Origin of the sequence: Streptomyces sp. HmicA12, from assembly GCF_000373565.1 — a bacterium.
Lineage (GTDB): Bacteria > Actinomycetota > Actinomycetes > Streptomycetales > Streptomycetaceae > Streptomyces.
The window spans coordinates 119,147-144,171 of sequence record NZ_KB891800.1; the positions used below are offsets into that span (position 1 = coordinate 119,147).

The 25,025-nt window shown below is 71.9% G+C and carries 25 protein-coding genes and 1 tRNA gene; 20 read left to right on the forward strand and 6 right to left on the reverse strand.

Translation table 11 applies throughout. The annotated features are described in order from the left end of the window. The first annotated feature begins 34 nt into the window (after positions 1–34). On the forward strand, positions 35–3,316 hold the full coding sequence (locus B072_RS42870; protein WP_018529568.1) for a BTAD domain-containing putative transcriptional regulator: 3,282 nt from the start codon (positions 35–37) through the stop codon (positions 3,314–3,316). Here the strand turns inward: B072_RS42870 and B072_RS0108805 are convergent. Then, a complete protein-coding gene (locus tag B072_RS0108805) occupies positions 3,296–5,206 on the reverse strand; it encodes a propionyl-CoA synthetase (protein ID WP_018529569.1) in 1,911 nt (636 codons plus the stop codon). The genes B072_RS42870 and B072_RS0108805 overlap by 21 nt on opposite strands. A 176-nt stretch (positions 5,207–5,382) precedes the next feature. Here B072_RS0108805 and B072_RS0108810 point away from each other — a divergent pair, with 176 nt between their 5' ends. Beyond that, entirely contained in the window at positions 5,383–7,461 is a 2,079-nt protein-coding gene (locus tag B072_RS0108810; protein ID WP_018529570.1) for a TerD family protein, read from the forward strand. Between the two features lie 12 nt (positions 7,462–7,473). On the opposite strand, the gene B072_RS0108815 is transcribed toward B072_RS0108810, so the two are convergent. Both B072_RS0108815 and B072_RS0108820 read right to left on the reverse strand, forming a co-directional pair. Then, the gene (locus B072_RS0108815) at positions 7,474–7,800 is read right to left on the reverse strand and encodes a hypothetical protein (protein WP_018529571.1); all 327 of its coding nucleotides are present in this window, start codon (positions 7,798–7,800) and stop codon (positions 7,474–7,476) included. 42 nt (positions 7,801–7,842) lie between these two features. Continuing rightward, positions 7,843–8,763 (reverse strand): LysR family transcriptional regulator, encoded by a 921-nt coding sequence (locus tag B072_RS0108820; RefSeq protein WP_018529572.1) that lies wholly within the window; start codon positions 8,761–8,763, stop codon positions 7,843–7,845. A gap of 190 nt (positions 8,764–8,953) precedes the next feature. Here B072_RS0108820 and B072_RS0108825 point away from each other — a divergent pair, with 190 nt between their 5' ends. From B072_RS0108825 to B072_RS48085, 4 genes are all read left to right on the forward strand, one after another. Then, a complete protein-coding gene (locus B072_RS0108825) occupies positions 8,954–9,721 on the forward strand; it encodes a sulfite exporter TauE/SafE family protein (RefSeq protein ID WP_026245597.1) in 768 nt (255 codons plus the stop codon). Positions 9,722–9,744: 23 nt separating this feature from the next. Beyond that, on the forward strand, positions 9,745–10,347 hold the full coding sequence (locus B072_RS0108830) for an HhH-GPD-type base excision DNA repair protein (RefSeq protein WP_018529574.1): 603 nt from the start codon (positions 9,745–9,747) through the stop codon (positions 10,345–10,347). Between the two features lie 77 nt (positions 10,348–10,424). Beyond that, positions 10,425–10,766 (forward strand): hypothetical protein, encoded by a 342-nt coding sequence (locus B072_RS0108835; protein ID WP_018529575.1) that lies wholly within the window; start codon positions 10,425–10,427, stop codon positions 10,764–10,766. A 53-nt stretch (positions 10,767–10,819) separates the two neighbouring features. Beyond that, on the forward strand, positions 10,820–10,963 hold the full coding sequence (locus tag B072_RS48085) for a hypothetical protein (RefSeq protein WP_018529576.1): 144 nt from the start codon (positions 10,820–10,822) through the stop codon (positions 10,961–10,963). Positions 10,964–11,016: 53 nt separating this feature from the next. Here the strand turns inward: B072_RS48085 and B072_RS0108845 are convergent, their stop codons facing one another. Continuing rightward, the gene (locus tag B072_RS0108845) at positions 11,017–12,711 is read right to left on the reverse strand and encodes a helicase HerA-like domain-containing protein (protein WP_018529577.1); all 1,695 of its coding nucleotides are present in this window, start codon (positions 12,709–12,711) and stop codon (positions 11,017–11,019) included. A gap of 121 nt (positions 12,712–12,832) precedes the next feature. Between B072_RS0108845 and B072_RS0108850 the strand changes: the two genes are divergently transcribed. Together B072_RS0108850 and B072_RS0108855 are read left to right on the forward strand one after the other, a co-directional pair. Continuing rightward, positions 12,833–13,129: a type II toxin-antitoxin system VapB family antitoxin gene (locus tag B072_RS0108850; protein ID WP_003955420.1), complete on the forward strand. Its 297-nt coding sequence runs from the start codon at positions 12,833–12,835 to the stop codon at positions 13,127–13,129. Positions 13,130–13,245: 116 nt separating this feature from the next. Beyond that, positions 13,246–13,896, forward strand: coding sequence for a LytR C-terminal domain-containing protein (locus tag B072_RS0108855; RefSeq protein ID WP_106432839.1), 651 nt, complete (start codon positions 13,246–13,248; stop codon positions 13,894–13,896). Between the two features lie 88 nt (positions 13,897–13,984). Here the strand turns inward: B072_RS0108855 and upp are convergent, their stop codons facing one another. Continuing rightward, positions 13,985–14,620 carry a uracil phosphoribosyltransferase gene (gene upp, locus B072_RS0108860; protein ID WP_018529579.1) on the reverse strand — a complete coding sequence of 212 codons (636 nt, stop codon included), beginning with the start codon at positions 14,618–14,620 and terminating at the stop codon, positions 13,985–13,987. Between the two features lie 153 nt (positions 14,621–14,773). Here upp and B072_RS0108865 point away from each other — a divergent pair, with 153 nt between their 5' ends. From B072_RS0108865 to B072_RS0108905, 9 genes are all read left to right on the forward strand, one after another. Further along, on the forward strand, positions 14,774–14,995 hold the full coding sequence (locus B072_RS0108865; protein ID WP_018529580.1) for a hypothetical protein: 222 nt from the start codon (positions 14,774–14,776) through the stop codon (positions 14,993–14,995). A 263-nt stretch (positions 14,996–15,258) separates the two neighbouring features. Then, complete coding sequence (locus B072_RS0108870) at positions 15,259–15,837, forward strand: hypothetical protein (protein WP_018529581.1); 579 nt, start codon at positions 15,259–15,261, stop codon at positions 15,835–15,837. Between the two features lie 96 nt (positions 15,838–15,933). Next, positions 15,934–16,392, forward strand: a complete 459-nt coding sequence (tadA, locus tag B072_RS0108875; protein ID WP_018529582.1) for a tRNA adenosine(34) deaminase TadA — start codon at positions 15,934–15,936, stop codon at positions 16,390–16,392. Between the two features lie 10 nt (positions 16,393–16,402). Continuing rightward, positions 16,403–16,487: transfer RNA gene (locus B072_RS0108880), tRNA-Ser, on the forward strand. A gap of 454 nt (positions 16,488–16,941) precedes the next feature. Continuing rightward, positions 16,942–17,112 carry a hypothetical protein gene (locus B072_RS48635; protein WP_026245598.1) on the forward strand — a complete coding sequence of 57 codons (171 nt, stop codon included), beginning with the start codon at positions 16,942–16,944 and terminating at the stop codon, positions 17,110–17,112. 38 nt (positions 17,113–17,150) lie between these two features. Then, on the forward strand, positions 17,151–17,444 hold the full coding sequence (locus B072_RS0108890) for a Dabb family protein (protein WP_018529584.1): 294 nt from the start codon (positions 17,151–17,153) through the stop codon (positions 17,442–17,444). A gap of 144 nt (positions 17,445–17,588) precedes the next feature. Beyond that, entirely contained in the window at positions 17,589–18,485 is an 897-nt protein-coding gene (locus tag B072_RS0108895; protein WP_078506354.1) for an RNA polymerase sigma factor SigF, read from the forward strand. A 246-nt stretch (positions 18,486–18,731) separates the two neighbouring features. Further along, the gene (locus B072_RS0108900) at positions 18,732–19,634 is read left to right on the forward strand and encodes an RNA polymerase sigma factor SigF (protein WP_026245600.1); all 903 of its coding nucleotides are present in this window, start codon (positions 18,732–18,734) and stop codon (positions 19,632–19,634) included. 146 nt (positions 19,635–19,780) lie between these two features. Next, positions 19,781–20,518 (forward strand): hypothetical protein, encoded by a 738-nt coding sequence (locus B072_RS0108905; RefSeq protein WP_234018826.1) that lies wholly within the window; start codon positions 19,781–19,783, stop codon positions 20,516–20,518. A 51-nt stretch (positions 20,519–20,569) separates the two neighbouring features. Here the strand turns inward: B072_RS0108905 and B072_RS0108910 are convergent, their stop codons facing one another. Further along, positions 20,570–20,782 (reverse strand): hypothetical protein, encoded by a 213-nt coding sequence (locus B072_RS0108910; RefSeq protein WP_018529588.1) that lies wholly within the window; start codon positions 20,780–20,782, stop codon positions 20,570–20,572. Positions 20,783–20,977: 195 nt separating this feature from the next. Here B072_RS0108910 and B072_RS42875 point away from each other — a divergent pair, with 195 nt between their 5' ends. From B072_RS42875 to B072_RS0108925, 3 genes are all read left to right on the forward strand, one after another. Further along, positions 20,978–21,427, forward strand: a complete 450-nt coding sequence (locus tag B072_RS42875; RefSeq protein WP_018529589.1) for a MarR family winged helix-turn-helix transcriptional regulator — start codon at positions 20,978–20,980, stop codon at positions 21,425–21,427. Positions 21,428–21,457: 30 nt separating this feature from the next. Then, positions 21,458–23,992, forward strand: a complete 2,535-nt coding sequence (locus B072_RS0108920; RefSeq protein WP_026245602.1) for an MFS transporter — start codon at positions 21,458–21,460, stop codon at positions 23,990–23,992. Between the two features lie 213 nt (positions 23,993–24,205). After that, positions 24,206–25,024: a YceI family protein gene (locus tag B072_RS0108925; protein WP_026245603.1), complete on the forward strand. Its 819-nt coding sequence runs from the start codon at positions 24,206–24,208 to the stop codon at positions 25,022–25,024. Position 25,025 lies beyond the last annotated feature (1 nt).

The following is a 25,025-nucleotide window of genomic DNA, read 5'->3' on the forward strand; positions in this document are numbered from 1 at the left end:
CCCCGGGCGGCGGCGCGTTCGGTACCGTTTTCGCATGTGGTTCGGGGTGTTGGGGGGACTCGTCGTCCGGGAGCGGGACGGCGGGGAGCTGGTCGGGGTCCCCGAGGCGAAGGTGCGCGGCGTGCTCGCCGTGCTGCTCACGCACGAGGGCCGGGCCGTCTCCGTGGACCGGCTCGTCGACGCGGTGTGGGGAGACCGGCCGCCGGGGAATCCCGCCAACTCGCTGCAGGCGAAGGTGTCTCAGCTGCGGCGGGCCGTAGGTCGGGAGCGCGTGCTGCGGGACGGGGCCGGGTACCGGCTCGTCCTCGACGACGGCGCCGAGGTGGACGCCGTCACGTTCCGGGGGCTCGTGGAGCGGGCGCGGGTCGCGGTGGGCGCGCGGGAGCGGGTGCAACTCCTCGATCGTGCGCTGGAGTTGTGGCGCGGGCCCGCCTTCGCGGACTTCGCCGACGCCGACTCCGTACGCGCGTCGGCCGCGCAGCTGGAGGAGCTGCGGCTCGTCGCGCTGGAGGAGCGCGCCGCCGCCCGCATCGAGGCGGGACGGCACGACGTCGTCGCCGGTGAGCTCGCCGGGCTCGTGGCGCGGCACCCCTTGCGGGAGCGGCTGCGGGCCCTGCACATGCGGGCGCTGTACCTGTCCGGCCGGCAGAGCGAGGCGCTCACCTCGTACGAGGAGGTGCGCGGGCTGCTCGCGGACGAGCTCGGCGTGGACCCGTCCCCCGAACTGGCCGCCGTCCACACCGCCGTCCTCCGCCACGAGCGGCCCGATGGGGCGCGGGGCCGTATCGGCACGGTCGACGCGCGGCCCGGCGGCGGCGCGGTGAACCTTCCCGCCCCCACCACTCCCCTCGTCGGCCGCACCGAGGACCTCCGCGCCCTCGACGGCCTGCTCGCCGCCCACCGTCTGGTGACGCTCACCGGCCCCGGTGGCGTGGGCAAGACCCGTCTCGCCCTGGAAGCCGCGGCCGCCGTCGGCCGGGCCGGGCCGCACGCGCCCGACGGCGTCCTGCTCGTCGAACTCGCCGCCCTGCACGGCGACAGCGACGTGGACGACCTCGCGCAGGCCGTCGCCGCCGCCCTCGGCCTACGCGAGGACGCGCCGCACGCCGCGCCGCACGCCACCGCACACGGCGGGCCCCTACGGCATCTGGCCGACGCCCTGCGCGCGCGGCGGCTCCTGCTGGTCCTCGACAACTGCGAGCACGTCGTCGACGCCGCGGCCGAGCTGACGTACACGCTGCTGCGCTCCGCACCCGGCCTGCGCGTCCTCGCCACCAGCCAGGAACCCCTGGGCCTGGCCGCGTCGGGGGAGACCGTGCACCCCGTCGAGCCGCTGCGACCGGCGGACGCCATCGGCCTGTTCGGCGAGCGGGCCGCCGCGTCCGCGCCCGGCTTCGACCCGGTCGCGGACCGGGACGCCGTCGCCGAGATCTGCCGCCGCCTCGACGGCATCCCGCTGGCCATCGAGCTGGCCGCGACGCGCGTACGGGCCCTGGGTGTACGGGACTTGGCGGCACGGATCGACGACCGGTTCCGGCTGCTCGGGGCGGCCGGGCAGCGGGGTGCGCCCGCGCGGCAGCGGACCCTGCGGGCGATGATCGACTGGAGTTGGGAGTTGCTCGGCGCGCGCGAGCGGATCGTGCTGCGCCGGCTCGCCGTGCACCAGGGCGGCTGCACCCTGGCCGCGGCGGAGGCGGTGTGCGCGGATGAAGGCGCGGGCGACGAGACGGGCGGGGAGGTGGCTCGTGAGGACGTGGCCCGTGAAGACGCAGCCCGTGAGGACGTGGCCCGTGACGACGTGCTCGGGCTGGTCACGCGGCTGGTGGACCGTTCCCTGGTCGTGGTGGTGGAAGGGCCCGGCGGCGGACCCGGGCCGCGCTACCGGCTCCTGGAGTCCGTGTCCGCGTACGCCCTGGAACGCCTGGCGGAGACGGACGACGTCGCCGCCGTACGCGCCCGGCACCTGCGCCACCACCTCGCTCTCGCGCAACGGGCCGCGCCCCTGCTGCGCGGCGGTGACCAGCGGGAGTGGCTCGTGCGACTCGACGCCGAGTCCGGCAATCTGCGGGCCGCGCTCGACGAGGCGGTGCGCCACGACCCGGCCGCCGCAGTGCGGCTCGGCGCCGCGCTCGGCTGGTGGTGGCTGCTGCGCGGGCGGTGGACCGAGGCGTACCGCGCGCTGTCGGCCGTGCCTCGGGCGCCCGGAGATGCCGAACTGCGTTTGCTGCACGCCGCGTTCGGGCTGCTGACCGGGGCGGCCGGGCCTGCCGCGGCGGACGTGGCGTTCGCGGCGGAGGCGGGTTCGCCGGCCCACTGGCTCTACGCGTACGGCCTGTTCGGCAGCGGTCGGCTCGACGCCTGCGGCCGCCACCTCGACGCCCATCCGGCGGGCCCCGACGACCCCTGGTCCACCGCCGCCATGCTCGCCCTGCGCGCGATGCACGCCCTCTTCCGCGGTGACCTGGCCGCCCTGGAACGGGACGGCCGGCGCGCGGCACAGACGTTTCGCCGGCTCGGCGACCAGTGGGGCGCGGCACAGACGATCCAGCCGCTGGCCACGCTCGCCGAGATCAAGGGCGCGTACGACGAGGCCGAGCGGCTGAACGAGGAGGGCCTGCGCATCGCGTGCGACCTGGGCCTCGCCTCCGAGGTCGCCGCCCGCCTCTCCGGCCTCGGCCGCGTCGCGCTGCTGCGCCACGACTGGGACCGGGCCCGCGATCTGCACGAGCGGGCCCGCGTCCGGGCCGCCGAGCAGGGCTACAAGTACGGGGAGATCCACGCCGGGATGGGCCTCGCGCTCGGTGCCCGCCGGTCGGGGCGGCTCGATGTCGCCGAGGCCCACCTCGTCGACCTGCGCGACGGCTTCGGCGACCTGCCCTCCCGCGCGGGCGACCACCTCCTCGCCGCCGAGTTCGGCTTCCTCGCGGAGCTGCGCGGCGACGCGGGCGCGGCCCGGGCCCACCATCTGCGGGGCCTGGAAGCCGCCCGCGTCCTCGCCGAACCCCGCGCCTACGCCCTCACCCTGGAGGGCCTGGCGGGCGCCCTGTCACTGTCCGGCGACTCCGGTTCCGCCGCGCTCCTGCTGGGTGCGGCGGACGCGGCCAGGCGGGCGGCCGGGGCGCCGTTGCCCCCGGCGGAACGGGGGGACGTGGACCGGGTGACGGCACGGGCGCGGGCCGCGCTCGGCCCGGATTCGTTCGCCGCCCGCTTCCGGAAGGGCGCTGGGCTGCGGCCCGAGGAGGCCCTTTCCAAGGTCCCCAGGGGCGCGGCGAACTGCGCGCCCGGCCCGCGCTCCTCAATCGTCGGCGGGGCGTGAGGTGAGCACCGGCCGCAGCGCGTCCAGCACCGCCGGATCGTCCACCGTCGACGGCACGGGCTCGTCGAGCCCGTCGGCGATCCCCCGCATCGTCCGCCGCAGGATCTTCCCGGACCGGGTCTTGGGCAGCGCCGCCACCACCGCGACGTCCTTGAGCGAGGCGACGGCCCCGATCCGGTCCCGTACGAGCCGCACGAGCTCGGCGGCGACCACGGCCGGATCCCGCTCGTCGCCTTCCTTCGACTCCTTCAACACCACGAAACCCCGCGGCACTTGCCCCTTCAGGGAATCCGCGACCCCGATGACGGCACACTCGGCGACGTCGGGATGGGAGGCGAGGACCTCCTCCATGCCGCCGGTCGAGAGCCGGTGCCCGGCGACGTTGATGACGTCGTCGGTCCGCCCCATCACGAAGACGTAGCCGTCCTCGTCGACGTACCCGCCGTCACCGGTCAGATAGAAGCCGTCGTACGCCGACAGGTACGAGGAGACGAACCGCTCGTCGTCGTTCCACAGCGTCGGCAGCGCCCCCGGCGGCATCGGCAGCTTCACCACGATCGACCCCTCCACGCCCGCGGCCACCGGTTTCCCGTCGGCGCCGAGCACCCGGACGTCCCAGCCGGGCAGCGGCAGCGTGGGCGACCCGGCCTTCAGCGGCACCTGCTCGATGCCCACCGGATCGGCGACGATCGGCCAGCCGGTCTCGGTCTGCCACCAGTGGTCGACGACGGGGATGCCGAGCAGCTGACCCGCCCAGTGGTACGTCTCGGGGTCGAGGCGCTCCCCGGCGAGGAACAGATACCTGAGCGCGCCCAGGTCGTACCGCCGCGCCAACTCCCCCTCCGGATCGACCTTCTTGATGGCCCGGAACGCGGTCGGCGCGGTGAACAGCGTCTTCACGCCGTACTCCTGCGCCACCCGCCAGAACTGCCCGGCGTCCGGTGTGCCGACCGGCTTCCCCTCGTACAGGACGGTCGTCGCCCCGGCTAGCAGCGGCCCGTAGACGATGTACGAATGCCCGACGACCCACCCCACGTCGGACGCCGTGAACATGACCTCGCCCGGGCCGACGTCGTACACGGCCTCCATGGTCCAGCGCAGCGCGACCGCGTAGCCGCCGCAGTCCCGGACAACTCCCTTGGGTTTCCCGGTGGTTCCGGACGTGTAGAGCACGTACAGCGGGTCGGTCGCGGCCACGGACACGCAGCCCACCGGTTCGGCGCCGGCGACGGCCGCCGCCCAGTCGACGTCCCGCTCCCCCAACTCGGCCTCGCACTGCGGCCGTTGCAGCACCACGCAGGCGTCGGGCCGGTGGGCGGCCAGTTCGACGGCCCGGTCGAGCAGCGGCTTGTACGGGACGACGCGCGCCCCCTCGATGCCGCAGGACGCCGACACGACGACCTTCGGCGCGGCGTCGTCGATGCGCACGGCCAGCTCGTTCGCCGCGAACCCGCCGAACACCACGGAGTGCACGGCCCCGATCCGCGCGCAGGCCAGCATCGCGACGACGGCCTCGGGCACCATCGGCATGTAGACGACGACCCGGTCCCCCCGCCCCACCCCGAGCCCCGCCAGGACCCCGGCGAAGACGGCGACCTGATCCCGCAACTCCGCATAGCTGTACGTGCGTTGCGCCCCGGTCACCGGCGAGTCGTACACGAGCGCGGCCCGCTCCCCGTGCCCGGCGTCGACATGCCGGTCGAGGGCGTTGTGGCACACGTTCAGCTCACCGTCGGGAAACCACCGGTAGAACGGCGCCCGCGAGGCGTCCAGCGCCCGCGAGGGCACCACGTCCCAGTCGATCCCACCGGCGGCCGCGAGCCAGAACCCCTCCGGGTCCTCGGTGCTCGCGCGGAAGACTTCCTGGTACGACTTCCCGAACGGCTTCATCGGCACCCCTCTCCAGTCGTCGGCTCGCGCCGACCCTCGGACGAGGTTGTCAGCGACCGACTCCGGAGCAACAGCACTCCCCAACCTTCACAACACCTCCTCACATGCGGACTCCGGACGCTACGGTGCGTCATATGCACCGCGCGCATGACGGCGGTGGCACGTGAGGGGGCTACATGCACGAGATGTCCAAAGGGGCCAACATCGGCCTGGCGTCCTTAGGGGAGGACACCGGATCGGTGACCGTCAGTCTGGGCTGGAGCAGCACAGCGGGCGACGGGGACGCAGACGTCTCCGTGCTTCTGCTCGGTCCGGACGACAAGGTGCGCAGCGACGACGACTTCTACTTCTACAACCATCCGTCGGCGGCCGACGGGACCGTTCATCTGCTGGGTAAATCGCCCACGGGCGACGGCAGCGAGGACCGGATCGGCCTCGACCTGGACGCCATGCGCGCGGACGTCTCCCGCGTCGTCATCGCGGCCAGTCAGTACGGGGCCTCCACGTTCGGCGACCTCGACGGCCTCCGCATGACGCTCTCGGGCCGTTCGGGCGAGGCACTGCTGGGCTTCTCCATCAGCGACGCGAGTGTCGAGACGGCCTTCGTCTTCGGCGAGTTGTACCGGCGTGGGGACCAGTGGAAGTTCCGGGCCGTCGGGCAGGGCTACGAGTCCGGGCTCGCCGGACTGGCCACCGACTTCGGCATCGACATCGTCGACGACGCCGAGGCCGAGGGTTCCGAGATTTCCGACGACCGCCTCGACGCACCGACCGACTCGGAGTCGACCGCGGCCGGAGCCCCACCTGCGGACCCGTCCGCGACGGCCGCGGCAGCCACGGCGACGGCGCTGCCCGCGCAGCCGGGCCCGGTCGACGAACCCCCGGCACCGGCCGCACCCGCACCGAAGCGCGCGGCTCGCACGGCGAAGAAGAAGGTGACGCTTCCCAAGGCCGCCAAGAAGTCGCTCGCGGAGAACGAGACATGGCGGCCTGCCCGGCTCTTTCCCGTGCCGTCCTTCCGGAGCGACAAGGAGCGGGAGACACGGGCGACGTCGGTGCTCCTCGCGGTGATGACCGAGGTCCCGGAGTTCGGGCGGAGGCTCACCGCCGGCTTCGGCGCCCCGGCCGGCCGTATGCAGACCTTCACCGAGGTCTCGCTGCCCCACGGCGATTCTCCCAAGCGCCCGGACGGCGTGATCCGGGTGGAGCGGGCGGGCAAGCTGTGGACGGCGCTGCTCGAGACGAAGACCAATGGAAACCCGCTCAAGGCCGAGCAGGTGCAGAACTACGTCGACATCGCCGCCCGCCGGGGCTATGAAGCGGTCATCACGCTCTCCAACGACGTGGCTCTGGAGGGCAGTCCGTTGGTGGACGTCAAGATCGACGGGCGCCGGAAGCACAAGGTGTCCCTGTGGCATCTCTCCTGGGCAGAGGTGGCGCACCAGGCGCAGATGCTGATCCGGCACGAGGGGGTCGGAAACGCCGCGCACGCATGGCTGTTGCAGGAGCTGCTGCACTACCTCCAGCACGAGAACTCCGGTTGTCACGGCTTCCAGAACATGGGGCCCGCCTGGGTCCCCGTGCGCAACGCGATCGACGCGGAGACGCTGTGCCAGGGCGACCCGCGCGCAGTCGAGGTCGTGGAGAGCTGGGAACGGCTGATCCGACAGGTCTGCCTGCGACTCGGCGGGGAGCTGGGGCAGAAGGCGCTACCGGTGCAGCGCAGCAGGCGCGGCAGCGCCCCGGGGGCACGGCGGACGGGGCTCGCGGACCGGCTGTGCGACGAAGGGCGGCTCACGGCGGAACTGCGGGTGGACGGGTCGCCCGGGATCCTCGGGATCACCGCGGATCTGCGCACCGGCAAACTGCGGACATCGATCGATGTGGCCGCGCCCGAGGGAAGCTATCCCCTGTCCTCCGCGAAGCGGCTGCTCAGGGCTCTGGCCCAGGCTCCGGCCGATCTGCACGTGGAGACGTTGGTCGACACCGGGAGCGGCCCGCGCAGCACGCTCGAGCGGCTGCGACCGGAGCCGGGAGACCTGCTGCCGAAGGACGGTGCCACCATCACCGGCTTCCGGCTGTCACTGTTCAAGGGAATGGGCGGTGCCCGCGGCAACGCCGAGTCGGGATTCATCCGCAGCGTCGACGACGCCGTGGACCGGTTCTACGGATCCGTGGTGACGCACCTCGCCGGCCTGGACCGCCGTCCCGCGCAACGCCCCCGGGGCGCCGCCGAGGCCGCGGTGACCGTCTGACGCACCCCCCGGTCAGGCGGTGACCGCGGTCAACAGCACCACCGTGTCCGTCAGCGCCAGGAGCCCGTGGCGTTCCTGCGGGATCGCGTGCAGGTCGGACGGGCCGAGTTCCACGTCGCCGGAGGCGGCGGTGAGGCGGACGCGGCCCGTCAGGACCTGGAGGGCGGCGGCCGGTGGGGCGTTGTGCTCCTCCAGGGCCGTGCCCTCGACCAGGGCGATGACGCTCTGCCTCAACCGGTCCTCGTGCAGGATCAGTTCGGCGCTGCGGCCGTGCGCGGCGGTGCGGGCCGCGGCCAGGTGGTCGTCGGCCAGGGCCGTGAGGTGGTGCGTGGTGGTCATGGGGTCAGCGTGGCCGGGGGCCGCGGCGTCCGCGATCCGGCGTCACCCGTTCGGGCGGCGGGCCGGGGTTCCGGGGCAGCCGCTCTCGACCAGGTCCGCGAAGGCCCTGGCCGGTGGTGGCAGCGCGGCCCAGCGGCGGACGGCCCAGCCGACCTGGAGGGGTGGCAGGCAGGGGACGGGGACGAGGGCGAGCCCGGGGTGGCCGGGGCCGCGCAGGCCCGGCAGGTCGGGGACGACGGCGTGGCCGAGGCCGAGTTCCGCCAGGTGCACCGCGGTGTCCCAGTCGGCGATGCCGGTGCCGGAGGCGGCGGCGCCCGCGATGCCCAGCTCGGCGAACCGGTCGTCGAGGTGGGCGCGGGAGGTGGAGTGCTCGGGCGGCAGGATCAGCTGGGCCGAGGCCGCCAGGTCGCCCGGCTCGGCATGGGGCTTGGCCGCCAACGGGTCGTGTTCCTGGACCGCCAGCACCCAGGGGAGTTCCACCACGGGCCGCAGCTCTATGCCGCGCTCCGCGGTGCCCATGGTGATCCAGGCCAGGTCCAGGTCGTGCGCGGCCAGCGCCGCGAAGCAGGCCCGGCTGGAGCTGACCGTCTGGAACTCCAGGCTGACCTGCGGGTGCCCGCGCCGGAACGCGACGATCGCCTCGGCCATGAAGTGGCGTACGGAGGTGGCGCCGGTGGTCACCCGCACCGAACCGCTCTCGCCGCGTGCCAGGTCGTCCAGGCGGCGCAGCGCGTCGTCGATGGCCCCGATGCCGTCGGCCGCGGCGGTGCGCAGGATGCGGCCCGCGGGGGTGGGCACGACGCCGCGCGGATGCCGTTCGAGGAGGCCGATGCCGATCTCCCGCTCCAGCCGTTTGACGTGCTGGCTCACCGCGGACTGCGTACAGGACAGATCGCGTGCGACGGCGCTGAGACTGCCCGCGCGGCAGACGGCGACGAAGACACGGAGGTCGTCGAGGGTCACACCGGCTGAAGCTACAGCTTGGGTAAGGGTAAGGAAACCCTAGGATTGACTTGGGTCGGTCGCCGGGAGCACGATCGGCTGCGGGACGCCCCGAGGGCGGCAACCCGCCTCGGAGGTCGCGAACTCCCGGCGGGTGCCGACCCGTTGAGACCGGGCACCGACCTGGCCGACACCTACAGGAAGCGAAGCCTTGGACCTTGTGGAAGCGGTGGCGATCGGCGCCGCCGGACTGGCCGCGGGCGGCATGAACGCGGTGGTCGGCTCCGGCACCCTGATCACCTTCCCGACGCTCCTCGCCTTCGGCTACCCGCCGGTGCTCGCCAACGTCTCCAACAACATCGGCCTGGTGCCCGGCGTGCTCAGCGGCGCGTACGGCTACCGTCGCGAGCTGCGCGGCCAGCGGAGGCGGTTGATCCGCTTCGGTACCGCCTCGCTCATCGGCGGTCTGGCCGGGGCGCTGCTCCTGCTGAATCTCCCCGACGCCGCGTTCCGCGCGATCGTCCCCGTCCTGATCGTCACCGCGTGCGTCCTGGTCCTGCTCCAGCCGCGCCTGAACCGCCGGCTCCGCGAGCGTCAGGCCGCCGCCGGCTCGGGCCGCACCGACGGCGGCCTGCCCATGTGGCTCGGCGTCCTCGGCATCGGCGTCTACGGCGGCTACTTCGGCGCGGCCCAGGGCGTGCTGCTCATGGGCATGTTCGGCGCGGTGCTCCGCGACGACCTGCAGCGCCTGAACGCCGCGAAGAACGTCCTCGCGTCGATCGTCAACGGCGTCGCCGCGGTGGTGTTCATCGCGGTCGCCGACGTCGACTGGACGGTGGCGGCGCTGATCGCCGCGGGCTCGACGGCGGGCGGTCTGATCGGGGCGCGCATCGGCCGCAGGCTGCCTCCCGCGGTGCTGCGCGGGGTGATCGTCACGGTCGGCCTGACGGCTTCGGCGCTCCTCGTGGCGCGCGGCTGAGCACCCCGCGCGATCATCGACGTATGGCTGTCACCCTCCACCTCGCCCAGGACCCCGCCGCCGACGAACTGCTCGGCCGCAGCCCGCTCGCCGCGCTCGTGGGCATGCTGCTCGACCAGCAGGTGCCCATGGAGTGGGCGTTCGCCGGGCCGCGCACGATCGCCGACCGGCTCGGCGCCGACGACCTGGACGCGCACGAGATCGCCGCCCACGACCCCGAGGCGTTCGCCGCGCTGCTCTCCGAGAAGCCGGCCGTGCACCGCTACCCGGGCTCGATGGCCCAGCGCGTCCAGCAGCTGTGCGCGTACCTCGTCGAGCACTACGACGGTGACGCGGCGGCCGTGTGGGAGGGCGTCGGCACCGGCAAGGAGCTCCTCCAGCGTCTGAACGACCTGCCCGGCTTCGGCAAGCAGAAGGCCCAGATCTTCCTCGCCCTGCTCGGCAAGCAGCTCGGCGTGCGGCCCACGGGCTGGCGGGAGGCCGCCGGCGACTACGGGCAGGCGAAGGCGTTCCGCTCCGTCGCCGACATCACCGGGCCCGAGTCCCTGGCCAAGGTCCGCGCCCACAAGCAGGAGATGAAGGCCGCGGCCAAGGCGGCGAAGGCGGCCAAGACGTCAGCACGCTGACGTCCGCGTAGCCCAAGAGAGCGGAAAAGGCCGCCCGGAGATCACGTCATGGGCGTGTCCGGGGGACATGTCGACGCATGAGCGCCGCACCGTCCCCCGCCGCGCCGGGCCCCCGTGCCCGGGCCTGGGCGCGTGCGCTCCTGCTGGTCGTCGCCCTCCTGTTCACGCCGCTCGCCGCCGCGTCCGCCGAGGCCGCGGCCCCGCCCCCGGCTGCCGCCGCGGCCTGCGAGCCCGGCGACCCGAGCCAGGACACCTTCGAAGCGGCCGTCCGCCTCTCCGGCGGCCACCACACCCGCCCCTTCACGGCCCCGCCGCCCCGCCGTCCGCTCCCGGCGGCGGCCCCGCTCGCCCCCGCCCCCGCGAACCACCCCGCGCGCCTGTCCCACCGCGCCCTGCGCACGGTCGTCCTGCGCTGCTGACAGTCACCGCCACCCCCGGAGACCCCTGTCAGCACCGAAAGGACACCCCAGCCATGCCCAAGGACCCGTACGCGCTCCTGCGCGCCCTGCTGCGCGCGGAAGCGGCCCGAGACAGCCGGGCCGACCAGCGGTCCCAGGAACGTCCGGCCCCGCAGGACAGGACGCCACAGGCCCACCAGGAGAAGAACAGGAGCTGAGCGAAGGCCCGGCCCGCGGAATGCGGGCCGGGCCTCTCAGGAGCGCGATCGGCTCACCGCCTGCGCGTACCGAAGATCGACCGGGAGATCTCCCGCCCCAGCTGCGTCCCCACGGACCGGGCCAGCGACTTGAAGATCCCGCTGCCCACGACCTGGTCCACGACGGAGGCGTCCTGCGCCGGCTTCGCCCTGGCGGCCGCCTTCGCCGCCTTCTCGGCCTCGGCGGCCTCCACCTCGGCCTGCTTGCGGGCCGCGGTCTGCGCCTCCTGGGCGGTCAGCTTCTCGTACGCCGACTCGCGGTCCACCGCGTCGGCGTACCGCGAGAACAGCAGCGACCCCTTCACCGCCGCGTCCAGCGCCCCCGCCTCCACGGGCCCCATCAGCGACTCCGGCGCCCGCAGCCGCGTCGCCGCGACCGGCGTCGGCGCGCCCTTCTCGCTGAGCACGGTGATCACGGCCTCACCGGTGCCGAGCGAGGTGAGGGTCTCCTCCAGGTCGTACCCCGAGTTCGGGAAGGTCTTCACGGTCGCCTTCAGCGCCTTCTGGTCGTCGGGCGTGAAGGCGCGCAGCGCGTGCTGCACCCGGTTGCCGAGCTGCCCGAGGACGTCGGCGGGCACGTCCTTCGGGGTCTGCGTCACGAAGAAGATGCCGACGCCCTTGGACCGGATCAGCCGCACGGTCTGCGTGATCGCTTCGAGGAACGCCTTCGACGCCCCGTTGAAGAGGAGGTGCGCCTCGTCGAAGAAGAAGACGAGCTTGGGCTTCTCGACATCGCCGACCTCCGGCAGCCGCTGGAACAGATCGGCGAGCAGCCACATCAGGAACGTGGAGAACAGCTGCGGCTTGTCCTGCACGGCGGGCAGTTCCAGTACGGAGACCAGGCCCCGCCCGTCGGGAGCGGTCCGCAGCAGTTCGCTCGTGTCGAACTCCGGCTCCCCGAAGAAGTCCCCCATGCCCTGCGCCTCGAACGCGGTCAGGGCCCGCAGGATCACCCCGGCGGTGACGGTCGACAGGCCGCCGATGGTCTTCAGCTCGGGCTTGCCCTCGTCGGACGTGAGGAAGGTGACGACCGCCCGCAGGTCCTTCAGGTCGACGAGCTCGAGGCCCTTCTGGTCCGCGTAGTGGAAGATCAGGCCGAGCGACTGCTCCTGGGTCTGGTTGAGCTGCAGCACCTTCGACAGCAGCACGGGACCGAAGCTGGTGACGGTCGCGCGCAGCGGGATGCCGGTGCCGATGCCGCCCAGCGCGTAGAACTCGCACGGGAAACCGGTGGCCTGCCAGTCCTGACCGACCTCACCGGCCCGCCCGCGGATCTTGTCGCCGTCCTCGCCGGGCGCCGAGATGCCGGAGACGTCGCCCTTGATGTCCGCGAGGAAGACCGGGACGCCCTGCGCGGCCAGCTGCTCCGCGATGAGCTGCAACGTCTTCGTCTTGCCCGTGCCGGTGGCGCCGGCGACCAGACCGTGCCGGTTCAGCATCGGCAGCGGGATGCGGATCTGGGCGTCCGCGTGGCACTGCCCGTCCCACAGCAGCGCGCCGAGGTCGAGCGCGGGCCCGGTGAAGGCGTACCCGGCGGCGATCTCCAGGGCCTCGGCGGGCAGCGCCGGGGCGCCGGTGACGGCCTCGGGGTGGGCGGCCGTCTCCTCCTGCGGCGCCTGCGACCCCGGTGTCAACGAGACGCCCGTACCTGACCCGGACGGGTCCGCCGCACTCGCCTGCTCGCCCGTCATCGGCTCGCTGTCACCCATTTCAGGCCCCTGTCCCGGGTTTGAGTGTTCACATTTCACACCAGTTCATGGCGATATTTCCCAGGGTTGCACTCCGTCTCCATGGCTGCGCCCGGAGAGCCTCGCCCGGTAGGCTTTCCGTGTGATCTTCAAGCGCATCGGAAACGGCCGGCCGTACCCCGACCACGGCCGGGAAAGCACCCGGCAGTGGGCGGACGTCGCGCCGCGCCCGGTCCGCCTCGATCAGCTGGTGACGACCAAGGGCCAGCTCGATCTGGAGACCCTGCTCGCCGAGGACTCGACGTTCTACGGCGATCTCTTCGCGCACGTCGTGAAGTGGCAGGGCGATCTGTACCTGGAGGACGGGCTGCACCGCGCCGTCCGCGCCGCGCTCCAGCAGCGCCAGGTGCTGCACGCCCGCGTCCTCGAACTCGGCTGACGCCGGCCACCGGCCTGACGGGACCTCACGTCCGCATTGGCCCTTTTGGGTTGGACTGAGCGGCCACCACTGATCATTTAATAGGCATCGCCGCCGGGCAGCACTACGCTGCGCCCATGAGCATGCTCACTCCCCCCGGCATGGGCGGTAAGTACCGCATCACGGGGGACAAGTACCCGCGTATGCGGCGCGGCCGCCCGCGCAGCAGGATCGTGCTCGCCGTCGTCGCGTCCGTCGCGGCGATCGGCCTGATCGGCTGGGGATCGTTCCAGCTCGTCGACATCTTCACGGGCGGCGCCAAGGCCAGCGCGGCTGGTCCGGGCTCCTCGCGTTGCGCGAAGAAACCGAGCGCGTCCCCCTCCCCGACGAAGGCCGCGGCGAAGCTGCCCGCCCCCGCCAGAATCAAGGTCAACGTCTTCAACGCCACGACTCGCGGCGGCCTGGCCAAGGACACCGCCGACGAGTTGAAGAAGCGCGGCTTCGCCATCGGCGACGTAGGAAACGCGACAAAGACGTACGACAAGAAGGTCAAGGGCGTCGGGATACTGCTCGGCGCCGCGTCGGCCTCCGACGCGGCGCTTCCCGTCCTGGGCACCCAGCTCTCGGGCGCCGAGCTGAAGTCGGACACCCGCGACAAGCCGACCGAGGTCGACCTGATCATCGGCAAGGACTTCAAGGGGCTCACGCCCAAGGCGAAGGCGGACAAGGCGCTCCGCGCGCTGAGCGACCCGGAGCCGGCCCCTTCCTCGTCGCCGAGCTGCGCATGACCCCCTAGGAACCACGGAAAAGCCGCAGTCGCGTCCGCTCGGTCGATGAGCGGACGCGACTGCGGCTTGTGATCGTGGGCGGGGCCGACTACTCGGCGGCCCCGTACATCCGGTCGCCCGCGTCGCCGAGGCCCGGCACGATGTACCCGCTCTCGTTCAGCCGCTCGTCGACCGACGCGGTCACCACGGTCACCGGCGCACCGGCCAGCTCCCGCTCCATGATCTCGACGCCCTCGGGCGCGGCGAGCAGCACCACGGCGGTGACGTCGTCCGCACCGCGCTTGATGAGCTCCCGGATCGCCGCGACGAGCGTGCCGCCCGTGGCGAGCATCGGGTCGAGGACGTAGACCTGGCGGCCGGAGAGGTCGTCCGGCATGCGCGTCGCGTACGTGGACGCCTCCAGGGTCTCCTCGTTGCGCACCATGCCGAGGAAGCCCACCTCGGCGGTCGGCAGGAGCCGCACCATGCCGTCGAGCATGCCGAGACCGGCGCGCAGGATCGGCACCACCAGCGGACGCGGGTACGACAGCTTCACGCCGGTCGTCCGCGAGACGGGGGTGTCGATGTCGACCTGCTCGGTGCGCACGTCCCTGGTCGCCTCGTAGGCGAGCAGGGTGACCAGCTCGTCGGCCAGGCGCCGGAAGGTCGGGGAGTCGGTGCGCTTGTCGCGCAGCGTGGTGAGTTTGTGCGCCACCAACGGGTGGTCGACGACGTGGATCCGCATGTCCTCAACAGTAACCGGGCCCCGTGACCGCGGCTCCCTCGCGCACCGGCATTCCCCGGGCGCCCCACGGGCATCAAAGCCGCACCAAGAGGGAAACCCGAGGGGCGAGGGACAATGGGGAAGGACCCGTCGACTGGGGTGGTGGTGTGGCCCATGCCGGACCAGAAGCGCCGAGCACAGCACGGCCCGGACGCCGAGAACGAGACGGCGGCCGGACGGCAGGAACCCGAGACGGACGCCGAACGCAGGCGCCGCCGCGCGTTGTTCCTGCGCGAGCTGACCGAGGCACGCGAGCTGCGGGCCCGCGTCCAGCCGCGCCGCGCGCGGGCCGCGCGGATGCGTCAGCAGATGCGGATGCGCACGTTCCGATGGTGATGCGCCGGGGCACGCCCGTGCCCCGGCCGGCCGCGCATCCCGTGTCCCAGCGGTGACACGCAGGTGACGCGCCTCACACCCGACACCCGTGCGCGCACCCCGCCGAGGACACGACGCCAAACACAGCGCACGGAAGACCTCTCCTGACGGCGCACTTTCTGCCACGATTCCGAGTGGGCGGGGCTTGAACTGCACTCCCGTCCACCAAGACTCCGCCGGGGGGACCCCCGACCGGCACACCTGAGACCAGTGGGAGAGTCACGGTGTACTTCGCCGCACTGCTCGCGCGCACCGAAGACGGGTGGGAAGCGAGCGATACAGAGCTCGACGACGTGGAGACCCTGTCGGATCTGTCCGACCTGGCCCGCGAAGCGGCGGCCGAGGCCGACGCTGAGGACGACACGGTCCTCGTCTTCATCGAACAGGAGGACGCGTGGTTCGGCGTCGTCCGCCTGGACGGCGAGGACGACCCTCGTATCTACATCTCGGACGCGGCGGCCGCCGCCCGCAGCAGCTACGGCGAGATCCTGCTCACCGACGAACTGCTCGGCAAGGATCCGGACTCCGTCGAGGGGGTCGACGAACTCGACGCCCTCGACCTGGACGGCACGGAGGACGGCGAACCCGAGGCGTCCTCCGACGACAGCGAAGAAGAGGACGACGGCGGTGGTGGTGGCGGCGCGGGCTCCGACGCCGTGCCCGCGGGGCCGCTCGGGGACACCGAGATCCTCGCCGACCTCGGCGTCTCCGAGAAGGAACTGCTCGCGCTCGACGGGGTGGACGCCCTGAGCGAGATCGCCGACGCACTGGGCGCCGCGGAGGTCCTCGAGACGGTGCGCTGACCCCGGGGGCCGGCCACCGGGGTTAGATTCCTGGCCGTGACGCCCCCCGCGACTGACGAGACCCCCGATCCCGTACGTGATCCCTGGAAGCCCGCCATGCGGCAGGCCCTGGCCGAGGCCGGGCTCGCCGCGGCGGGCGGCGATGTGCCCGTCGGCGCCGTCCTGCTCGCTCCGGACGGCACGACGGTCCTCGCCACCGCGCACAACGAACGCGAGCTGACCGGCGACCCCACCGCCCACGCCGAGGTCCTGGCGATCCGCCGGGCGGCACAACAGGCGGGAGAGTGGCGGCTGACCGGCTGCACGCTCGTCGTCACCCTGGAGCCGTGCACCATGTGCGCGGGCACCGCCGTCCAGTCCCGCGTCGACCGCGTCGTCTACGGAGCCCGGGACGACAAGGCCGGTGCGGCCGGCTCGCTGTGGGACGTGCTCCGCGACCGGCGGCTCAACCACCGGCCCGAAGTGATCTCCGGTGTCCTGGCCGAGGAGTGCGCCGAGCCCCTGACCCGCTTCTTCAGGGAAACGGATTTCGGACCACGGCCCCCTATGGGCTAGAGTTCCTCTCGGTAGCGTGTCCGAGCGGCCGAAGGAGCTCGCCTCGAAAGCGAGTGTGGGGAAACTCACCGAGGGTTCAAATCCCTCCGCTACCGCTCTTGACGAAGGGCCCGGCTCATTGAGCCGGGCCCTTCGAGCTGTCGCGGCCGCCGTGAAAGACGCCGGCCCGCCCGGAGCAACGCGAGGAGCCCCGGCGCCTGACCAGGGGCACCGGGGCTCTTCGTCCCGCTCGGGGCGGGGGAAGCGGCATCGGGGGGACAAGCCGCTTCCCCCGACGAGGACGGACGCCCGTAAGCCCACGCCGCGTCAGGGGGAAGTCTGCGGCGTGGACCCCGCAGTCGGGGTCCTGTCCCTGCCCTTCGGATTCCTGCCAGACCCTCCGGGCTCACCACCCATCCTGCGCCACGGGAACACCGCGCGACGGCGGCAAAGGGCCTGTGGAGCAGGGTCGTTGGTCCTTAAAGGTCATGTGAGAGAGCGTCACGTTAGACTCGCGCCCGGCAACAGGGGTCACACGAGATACACCGGGGCACGGGGAGGCCTAGCACGATGGATCCGAAGAAAATTGGGCTCTTCCTGGTGATCGTGTTCGTGCTGTACGTGATCATCACCGACCCCGCCAAGGCCGCCGACTACGTCCAGATAGGCTTCGAAGGCGTATCGACCGCCGCGCAGGCCATCGGGGACTTCATGACCTGGGTGGCCAACGGCGGCAAGTGAATTCGTGAGTTCGTGAGTTCGGCCGAGGAGCGTCGCCCGTGATCCGCCATCTGGTCCTGTTCAAGCTCAACGACGGCGTCAGCCGTGACGAGCCCCGTGTGGTCGAGGGCGTCGAGGCCTTCCGCGCGCTGGGCGAGCAGATCCCCGAGCTGACGTTCTGGGAGTGCGACTGGAACATCACCGACCGCCCCATCGCGTACGACTTCGCGATCAACTCGGCGGTCGAGGACACCGACGCCCTGAAGCGCTACATCGAGCACCCCGCGCACCAGGCGGGCGTCGCGCAGTGGCGTGAGTTCGCCACGTGGGTGATCGCCGACTACGCGTTCTGACACCTGCTCGCGTCACACGATCGAGCGGCCCCTCACCGGAACGGTGGGGGGCTTTTTTGCGTCTTTTGCCCCAACTAGCCCTTCAACACGTAGTTATGCGGTGCTTGCACACAGTGCACATGTCTTGTGATGCTATGACCGCTTTTGACCGATGAGTTGACGGAAACAGAGGTGGGGTTGACCGTGCCGGCCAGTACTGCGCCTCAAGAAGCACCGCAAGCGCCGCAGGCGCCACAGCCTCCGCAGGCGCCGCAGCCCCAGACTCCGCCCGCGAAGTCGCGCGGGGCCGACACCCGGGCACTCACCCAGGTCCTCTTCGCCCAGCTCAAGGACCTGCTGCCGGGCACGCCCGAGCACTCCCGGGTGCGCGGCGCCCTGATCGAGGCGAACCTGCCCCTGGTGCGGTACGCGGCGGCCCGCTTCCGCAGCCGCAACGAGCCGATGGAGGACGTCGTCCAGGTCGGCACCATCGGCCTGATCAACGCCATCGACCGGTTCGACCCGGACCGCGGGGTGCAGTTCCCGACCTTCGCCATGCCGACCGTCGTCGGTGAGATCAAGCGCTACTTCCGGGACAACGTGCGCACCGTGCACGTGCCGCGCCGCCTGCACGAGCTGTGGGTGCAGGTCAACGCGGCGAGCGAGGACCTGACCACCGCCTTCGGCCGGTCCCCGACGACCGCCGAGATCGCCGAACGGCTGCGCATCGGCGAGGACGAGGTGCTCGCCTGCATCGAGGCGGGGCGCTCGTACCACGCGACCTCCCTGGAGGCCGCGCAGGAGGGCGACGGGATGCCCGGGCTGCTCGACCGGCTCGGTTACGAGGACCCGGAGCTCGACGGCGTCGAACACCGCGATCTCGTACGGCATCTGCTCGTCCAGCTCCCCGAGCGGGAGCAGCGGATCCTGCTGCTGCGGTACTACAACAACCTGACCCAGTCCCAGATCAGTGCCGAACTGGGTGTCTCGCAGATGCACGTGTCAAGACTCCTCGCCCGTAGTTTCGCGCGACTTCGATCCGCAAACAGGATCGATGCGTAGCTGAATCGGGTAGACCGCTTCCGACGGGATTTCTCGACGGAATCGCCGTCACCTTCGGCCACACCCCCTGCTTCCTGCGCGGATCCGCCCCATACATGTCGACATGTCACTACAGCGTGTTGCCGACATGTGACATTCTGCTGGAACCGCGTTTGGCGCAGCCTCACGTCCGGTATTCAGGTGGAGGCTGCGCTCCTACCTGACGGGAGCGTCCGCCGCGACCGTCCGCGACCTCAAGGGGGTGGCATGTCCGCAGACCAGGGCAGCTCGAAGGTGCTCACGCTCTCGCCCGACACGCCTGTTCCTGTTCCGGCCCAGGCTTCGGCCCCGACCCCGCCCCCGGTCCAGGAGACCTCCGGGACGGCCGTGCCGACCGTGCCCACAGGGCCCATCGACACCCGCACCCTGTCCCGCTCCCTTTTCCTGCGGCTCGCCACGCTCGACGAGCACAGCCCCGAGCGCGCCTACGTCCGCGACACCCTCATCGAGCTCAACCTGCCGCTGGTGCGGTACGCGGCGGCGCGCTTCCGCAGTCGCAACGAGCCGATGGAGGACATCGTCCAGGTCGGCACCATCGGCCTGATCAAGGCGATCGACCGGTTCGACTGCGAGCGGGGCGTCGAGTTCCCGACCTTCGCCATGCCGACCGTGGTCGGCGAGATCAAGCGGTTCTTCCGGGACACGTCCTGGTCGGTGCGCGTGCCGCGCCGGCTTCAGGAGCTGCGGCTCGCCCTCACCAAGGCGAGCGACGAGCTCGCGCAGAAGCTGGACCGGTCGCCGACCGTTCCCGAACTCGCGGCCGTGCTGGGCGTCTCGGAGGACGACGTCGTCGACGGGCTCGCGGTGGGCAACGCCTACACCGCGTCCTCGCTGGACTCGCCCGCGCCCGAGGACGACGGCGGCGAGGGCTCGCTCGCCGACCGCCTGGGGTACGAGGACACGGCTCTGGAGGGCGTCGAGTACCGGGAGTCGCTCAAGCCGCTCCTGGCGAAGCTGCCGCCCCGCGAGCGCCGCATCATCATGCTGCGGTTCTTCGCGAACATGACGCAGTCGCAGATCGGCGAGGAGGTCGGGATCTCGCAGATGCACGTGTCCCGGCTGCTGACCCGCACGCTGGCGCAGCTGCGCGAAGGGCTGATCGCGGACTGAGGTCGCCGCTCAGGACCCCGCTCCCCGGTACCGGCGGGGTTGGCGGGGTTCCTAATTGACGGTCCGTCAGACACACTGGCGCGATGCTGCGGACCTGGATACGAGGACGTAGAGGCGCTGCCGTGGGCGTCGCCTCGGCTGCCGTGATGGGTTTGGGCGGGGCCGCCGCCGTTGCCCTCGGCGGGGACGGCGGGCCCTCCAAGTACGTCGCCGTGGGAGCGGCCGGTGCGCCCAGCGCGCCCGGCGACAGCGTCGCGCCGACCGGGAAGGTGCGGCTCGTACCGCTCGACCCGGACCCTGCGCAGTCGTCCGGGGCCGCATCGGACGGGGGCGACGAGCACTCCGGGAGCACGGGCGGCGACGGCGACACGGGCAGCGGGTCCGGTGCGGGGGCCACCGACTCGGGCGCCGACGACTCCACTGACTCCGGCGACTCGGTTTCCTCCGGCTCGGAGCACAGCAGCGACCCCAGTAGGTCCCCTGACTCCGGTGGCTCCGGGGGCGGCAACTCGCCCGGATCGAGCGCGGGTTCCACGCCCGCGCAGCAGCAGGGCGGCAGTGCGCCGTCGCCCGCCGGGCCCGCCGCGCTGAAGGTGAGCGAAGCCGTACTGAAGGACGCCGACAAGCGGTGGTGTCAGGACGTGACACTGACCCTGCGCAACTCCGGTGGGAGCGCGGTGCGTTCGGGGAGCGTCACCTTCGGGACGCACGTCATCGGCTCACTGGGGATCGACTGGGCGACCGTCGAGTCCACCGAGGAGCTCCCCGTGCCCATCGGGGCGGGGGAGAAGAAGGAGAAGACGTGGAACGTGTGCGTCGACTCCTGGCGCGTACCGCTCGGGATGCACGTCGAGACGCGGGACGTCTCCGTGAAGTGGAAGTGAGGCAGCGGCCCGCCGACGGCGACTGCTGCCCCGACTCCCTTGTCCCGCTGGTTACTTGAGGGCCAGCCAGGCCACTGCCGCCACCACGACGACCGCGACCACGATGCCGACGATCAGGCCCGCGCCGGGGCCTGACTTCACCGGAGCCGCCTGCGCGCGCGGGGTCGGCGTGCCGCCCTCGTCGACGAAGGCGCGGAACATCTGAGTGTTGCCCGCGGGGTCGTAGTTGCCTTCGGGACCCGGGCCCTGGGGGTTGTGTGCCATGGGGAAGGACCCTAGCGAATCGGCGGCACGGGCGCCACAGGTCACCCACAGCCCACTTGAGCTGCGTCTTTACACCATACGACCCGGACGTTTGCCTAGTTTTTAGAGTCGAACGCCCCTTTTAGTTTGCCTGCGGCAACCAACTGCTTCTATGGTTGCTCTAAGCAACAAATAAGGATTCGGTCAGGAGGTGCTGTGGCCGCACAGCGTCACTATGACGAACTGGCGCGGCAGCTCAGCGCCATCGGTGCCGTCAAAAGGGACATGGCGCGGATCCTGCCCCACGACTGTCCGGCCGGTTCGGCCGCCGTGCTCACGCTGCTCGCCCGTTACGGCGAGATGCGGATGAGCCGGCTGGCGGAGCTGCTCGCCGTCGACATGTCGGTGACCAGCAGGCACGTCGCCCATGTCGCCGATCGGGGCTGGATCGAACGCCGCCCCGACCCCGCCGACAAACGCTCCCGCATCCTGCACCTCACCGATGAGGGCCATCGGCAGATGACGGAGCTCGGTACCCGCACCACCCAGTTGCTCGCCGACCGGCTGAGCGACTGGACCGACGACGAGGTCGGTCAGCTGATCGCGCTCATGACCAGGCTGCGCGACAGCTTCGGCGACTGCCGGACCACCCGTACACCCGCGTAAAGACGCAAAAGACGTAAGAAAAGGAATCCCATGGCAACATCCACACCGGCTGGTGTGCGGGGCAGCCATGCCAAGCACGGGAGTGCCGCTCCCGGCTCCGGCGCTCCGATGACGCACCGGCAGATCATGGAGGCGCTGTCCGGGCTTCTGCTCGGCATGTTCGTCGCCATCCTGTCGTCGACGATCGTCACCAACGCTCTGCCCGAGATCGTCGGAGACCTCGGTGGCGGCCAGTCCGCCTACACCTGGGTCGTCACCGCGTCGCTGCTGGCGATGACCGCGACCACGCCCCTGTGGGGCAAGCTCGCCGACATCTTCAGCAAGAAGGCGCTCGTCCAGATAGCCCTGATCGTCTACGTGGGCGGCTCGGTCGTGGCGGGGCTCTCGCAGAGCCCCAGCATGCTGATCGCCTGCCGTGTGGTGCAGGGCATCGGCGTCGGCGGTCTGTCCGCCCTCGCGCAGATCGTGATGGCCGCGATGATCTCCCCGCGCGAGCGGGGCCGTTACTCCGGCTACCTCGGTGCGACCTTCGCCGTCGCCACCGTCGGCGGCCCGCTGCTCGGCGGTGTCATCACCGACACCTCGTGGCTCGGCTGGCGCTGGTGCTTCTACGTCGGTGTGCCGTTCGCGATCATCGCGCTCATCGTGCTCCAGAAGACGCTGAAGCTCCCCACGGTCAAGCGGGACAACGTCAAGGTCGACTGGGCCGGTGCCTTCTTCATCACCGCCGCGGTCTGCACCCTGCTCCTGTGGGTCACCTTCGCCGACGACAAGTACGACTGGATGTCGTGGCAGACCGGCGCGATGGTCGGCGGCGCGGTGGTGCTCGCCCTGATCTTCATCCTCGTGGAGGCCAAGGCCGCCGAGCCGATCATCCCGCTGCGGCTCTTCCGCAACCGGACCATCACGCTCGCCTCGATCGCCTCGCTCTTCGTGGGTGTCGCGATGTTCACCGGCACCGTGTTCTTCTCGCAGTACTTCCAGCTGGCGCGCGGCAAGTCGCCGACGATGTCCGGTGTCATGACGATCCCGATGATCGGCGGCCTGTTCATCTCGTCGACCGTCGCGGGCCAGGTCATCACCAAGACCGGCAAGTGGAAGGCGTGGCTGGTCTCCGGCGGCGTCCTCATCACGGCGGGCCTCGGCCTGCTCGGCACGATCCGCTACGACACCCCGTACTGGCGCGTCGCGATCTTCATGGCCCTCATGGGTCTCGGCATCGGCATGATGATGCAGAACCTCGTGCTCTGCACCCAGAACCAGGTCGCCCCGCAGGACATCGGCTCGGCCAGCTCCACGGTCACCTTCTTCCGCTCCCTCGGCGGTGCGATGGGTGTCTCGGCGCTCGGTTCGATCATGTCCACCCGCATCACGCACTACGTCAAGGACGGCCTCGCCGACCTCGGTCCCAAGGGTGCCGCGCTCGGCCACGGCGGCACCGGCGGCGGCTCCATCCCGGACCTGGACAAGCTCCCCGCGCCGCTGCGCACCATCATGGAGAGCTCCTACGGGCACGGCATCGCCGACGTCTTCCTGATCGCCGCGCCGATCGCCCTGCTCGCGCTCATCGCCACACTGTTCATCAAGGAGGTTCCGCTGCGTACGACGGGCGGCCTGGACCAGGCCAAGGAGACCGAGGCGTCCGCTTCCGGCGCCCCCGCCGGCATCACCGCCACCCCGGCCCCCGCGCCGGAGAAGGTGCCGAGCCTGGTCGGTGCGGCCGAGCCCGCCGCCGACCCGCAGACGCAGCGGCTCGCCGCCGTGGCCTCGGTCGCCGGTGACGTTCCGGCGCAGTCCACCGGCAGCGGCATCCCGGTGCGCGGTTTCGTCCGCGGCGCCGAGTCCGCCCCGGTGCCGCGCGCCGCGGTCACGCTGATCTCCCTCGGGGGACGCCAGCTGGGCCGCGCGGTGGCCCAGGGCGACGGTTCGTACGGTGTGGACGCCCCGGGCGCCGGTTCGTACGTGCTGATCGCCTCCGCCGACGGCTACCAGCCGCAGGCCTCCACCGTCGTGGTCGGCGAGGAGCCGGTCGCGTACGACATCCTGCTCAGCGGGACGAGCGGTCTCAGCGGTGTCGTCAGGGCCGCGGAGACCAAGGCCCCGGTCGTCGGCGCCATGGTCATCGTCACCGATGTCCGCGGTGACGTGCTGGCCACCGGACTCTCCGGCCAGGAGGGCGAGTTCACCTTCGCCGAGCTGGTTCCCGGCCCGGTGACCGTGGCCGTGAACGCGGCCGGGCACCGCCCGCTGGCGCTGCCCGTCGAGGTCGGCGGCACCGGTGTCACCCGCGTCGAGGTCGAGCTCAACTCCGGCTCGCAGGTGCAGGGCACGATCAACGCCGCGGGCCGCCCGCTGAACGACGCGCGGGTCACGCTCGTCGACGCCGCGGGCAACGTGGTCGCCACCGCCACCACCGGTGACGACGGCGCGTACGCCTTCACCGACCTGGACGGCGGCGAGTACACGGTCATCGCGACCGGTTACCCGCCGGTCGCCACCGGGCTGAGCGTGAACGGCAGCGGTGTCGACGGCCACGACATCGAACTCGCCCACCCCGGCGAGTAGTTGACTCCGGGCGGCCTGCCGCCGCGGCCCGCGCTTCGAGCGGAGACGTGAGCCGCGGCGGCCGCCCGGATGTGGGAAAAAGGGCCCCGGACCCGGTGGCGTCGTTCTACGGCAGGGGACGGCCGAGACGTCGCACGGGCCGGGGCCGTTTCACGTACAGGGCACAACCAATTCCCTTACGTGTGTGAGAACTTGAGCTAGGAGATGTGGACGATGGGACTCAGCGCGCGGATCCGGACGCGGGACGGGTGGGCTCTGCCGCACGCCGTCGTCACGGTGACCGACATGACCGGTGCGCAGGTGCTGCGGGCCGAGGCCGACGACGAGGGCGCCGTGCACGACGCGTCCGCTCTCACCCCGGGCCCCTACACCGTGATCGTGACCGCCGTCGGGTACGCCCCCGCGGCCTCCACCGCGCTGGTCACGGCCACCGGCCGGGCCGAGGTCGGCACCGTCGTCCTGGCCCGGCAGGGCGGGGCCGAGCTGCCGCCGCCCGGACCGTGGACCGTCGACCCGGCGCACTCCGCGGTCGCGGCGACCGCCCAGCACCTGGGGATCACGTCCGTGCACGGGCGGTTCACCGAGTTCAGCGCGCGGATCGACATCGCGCAGGACGTGGAGAAGTCCCGCGTCGAGGCCGTGATCAGCGCCGCGTCGATCGACACCGGCAACGGCATGCGCGACGGCCACCTGAAGTCCCCCGACTTCCTGGACGTCGAGACGTACCCGCAGATCACCTACCGCTCCACCGGCCTGAGCCCCGCGGGGCCCGACCGCTGGACGGTCCACGGTGAGCTGACGCTGCACGGCGTCGCGCGCCAGGTCGACCTCGACCTCAGCTACCTCGGCACCGGCGCCGACCCGTGGGGCGGCACCCGCGCCGCGTTCAAGGCGACCGCCGAGCTCAAGCGCGAGGACTTCGCCATGAACTACAACCAGGTCGTGCAGGCCGGCATCGCGGCCATCGGGGCGACGCTGAAGGTGGAGCTCGACATCCAGGCGGTGCAGGGCGACGCGCTGCCGTCCATGTAAC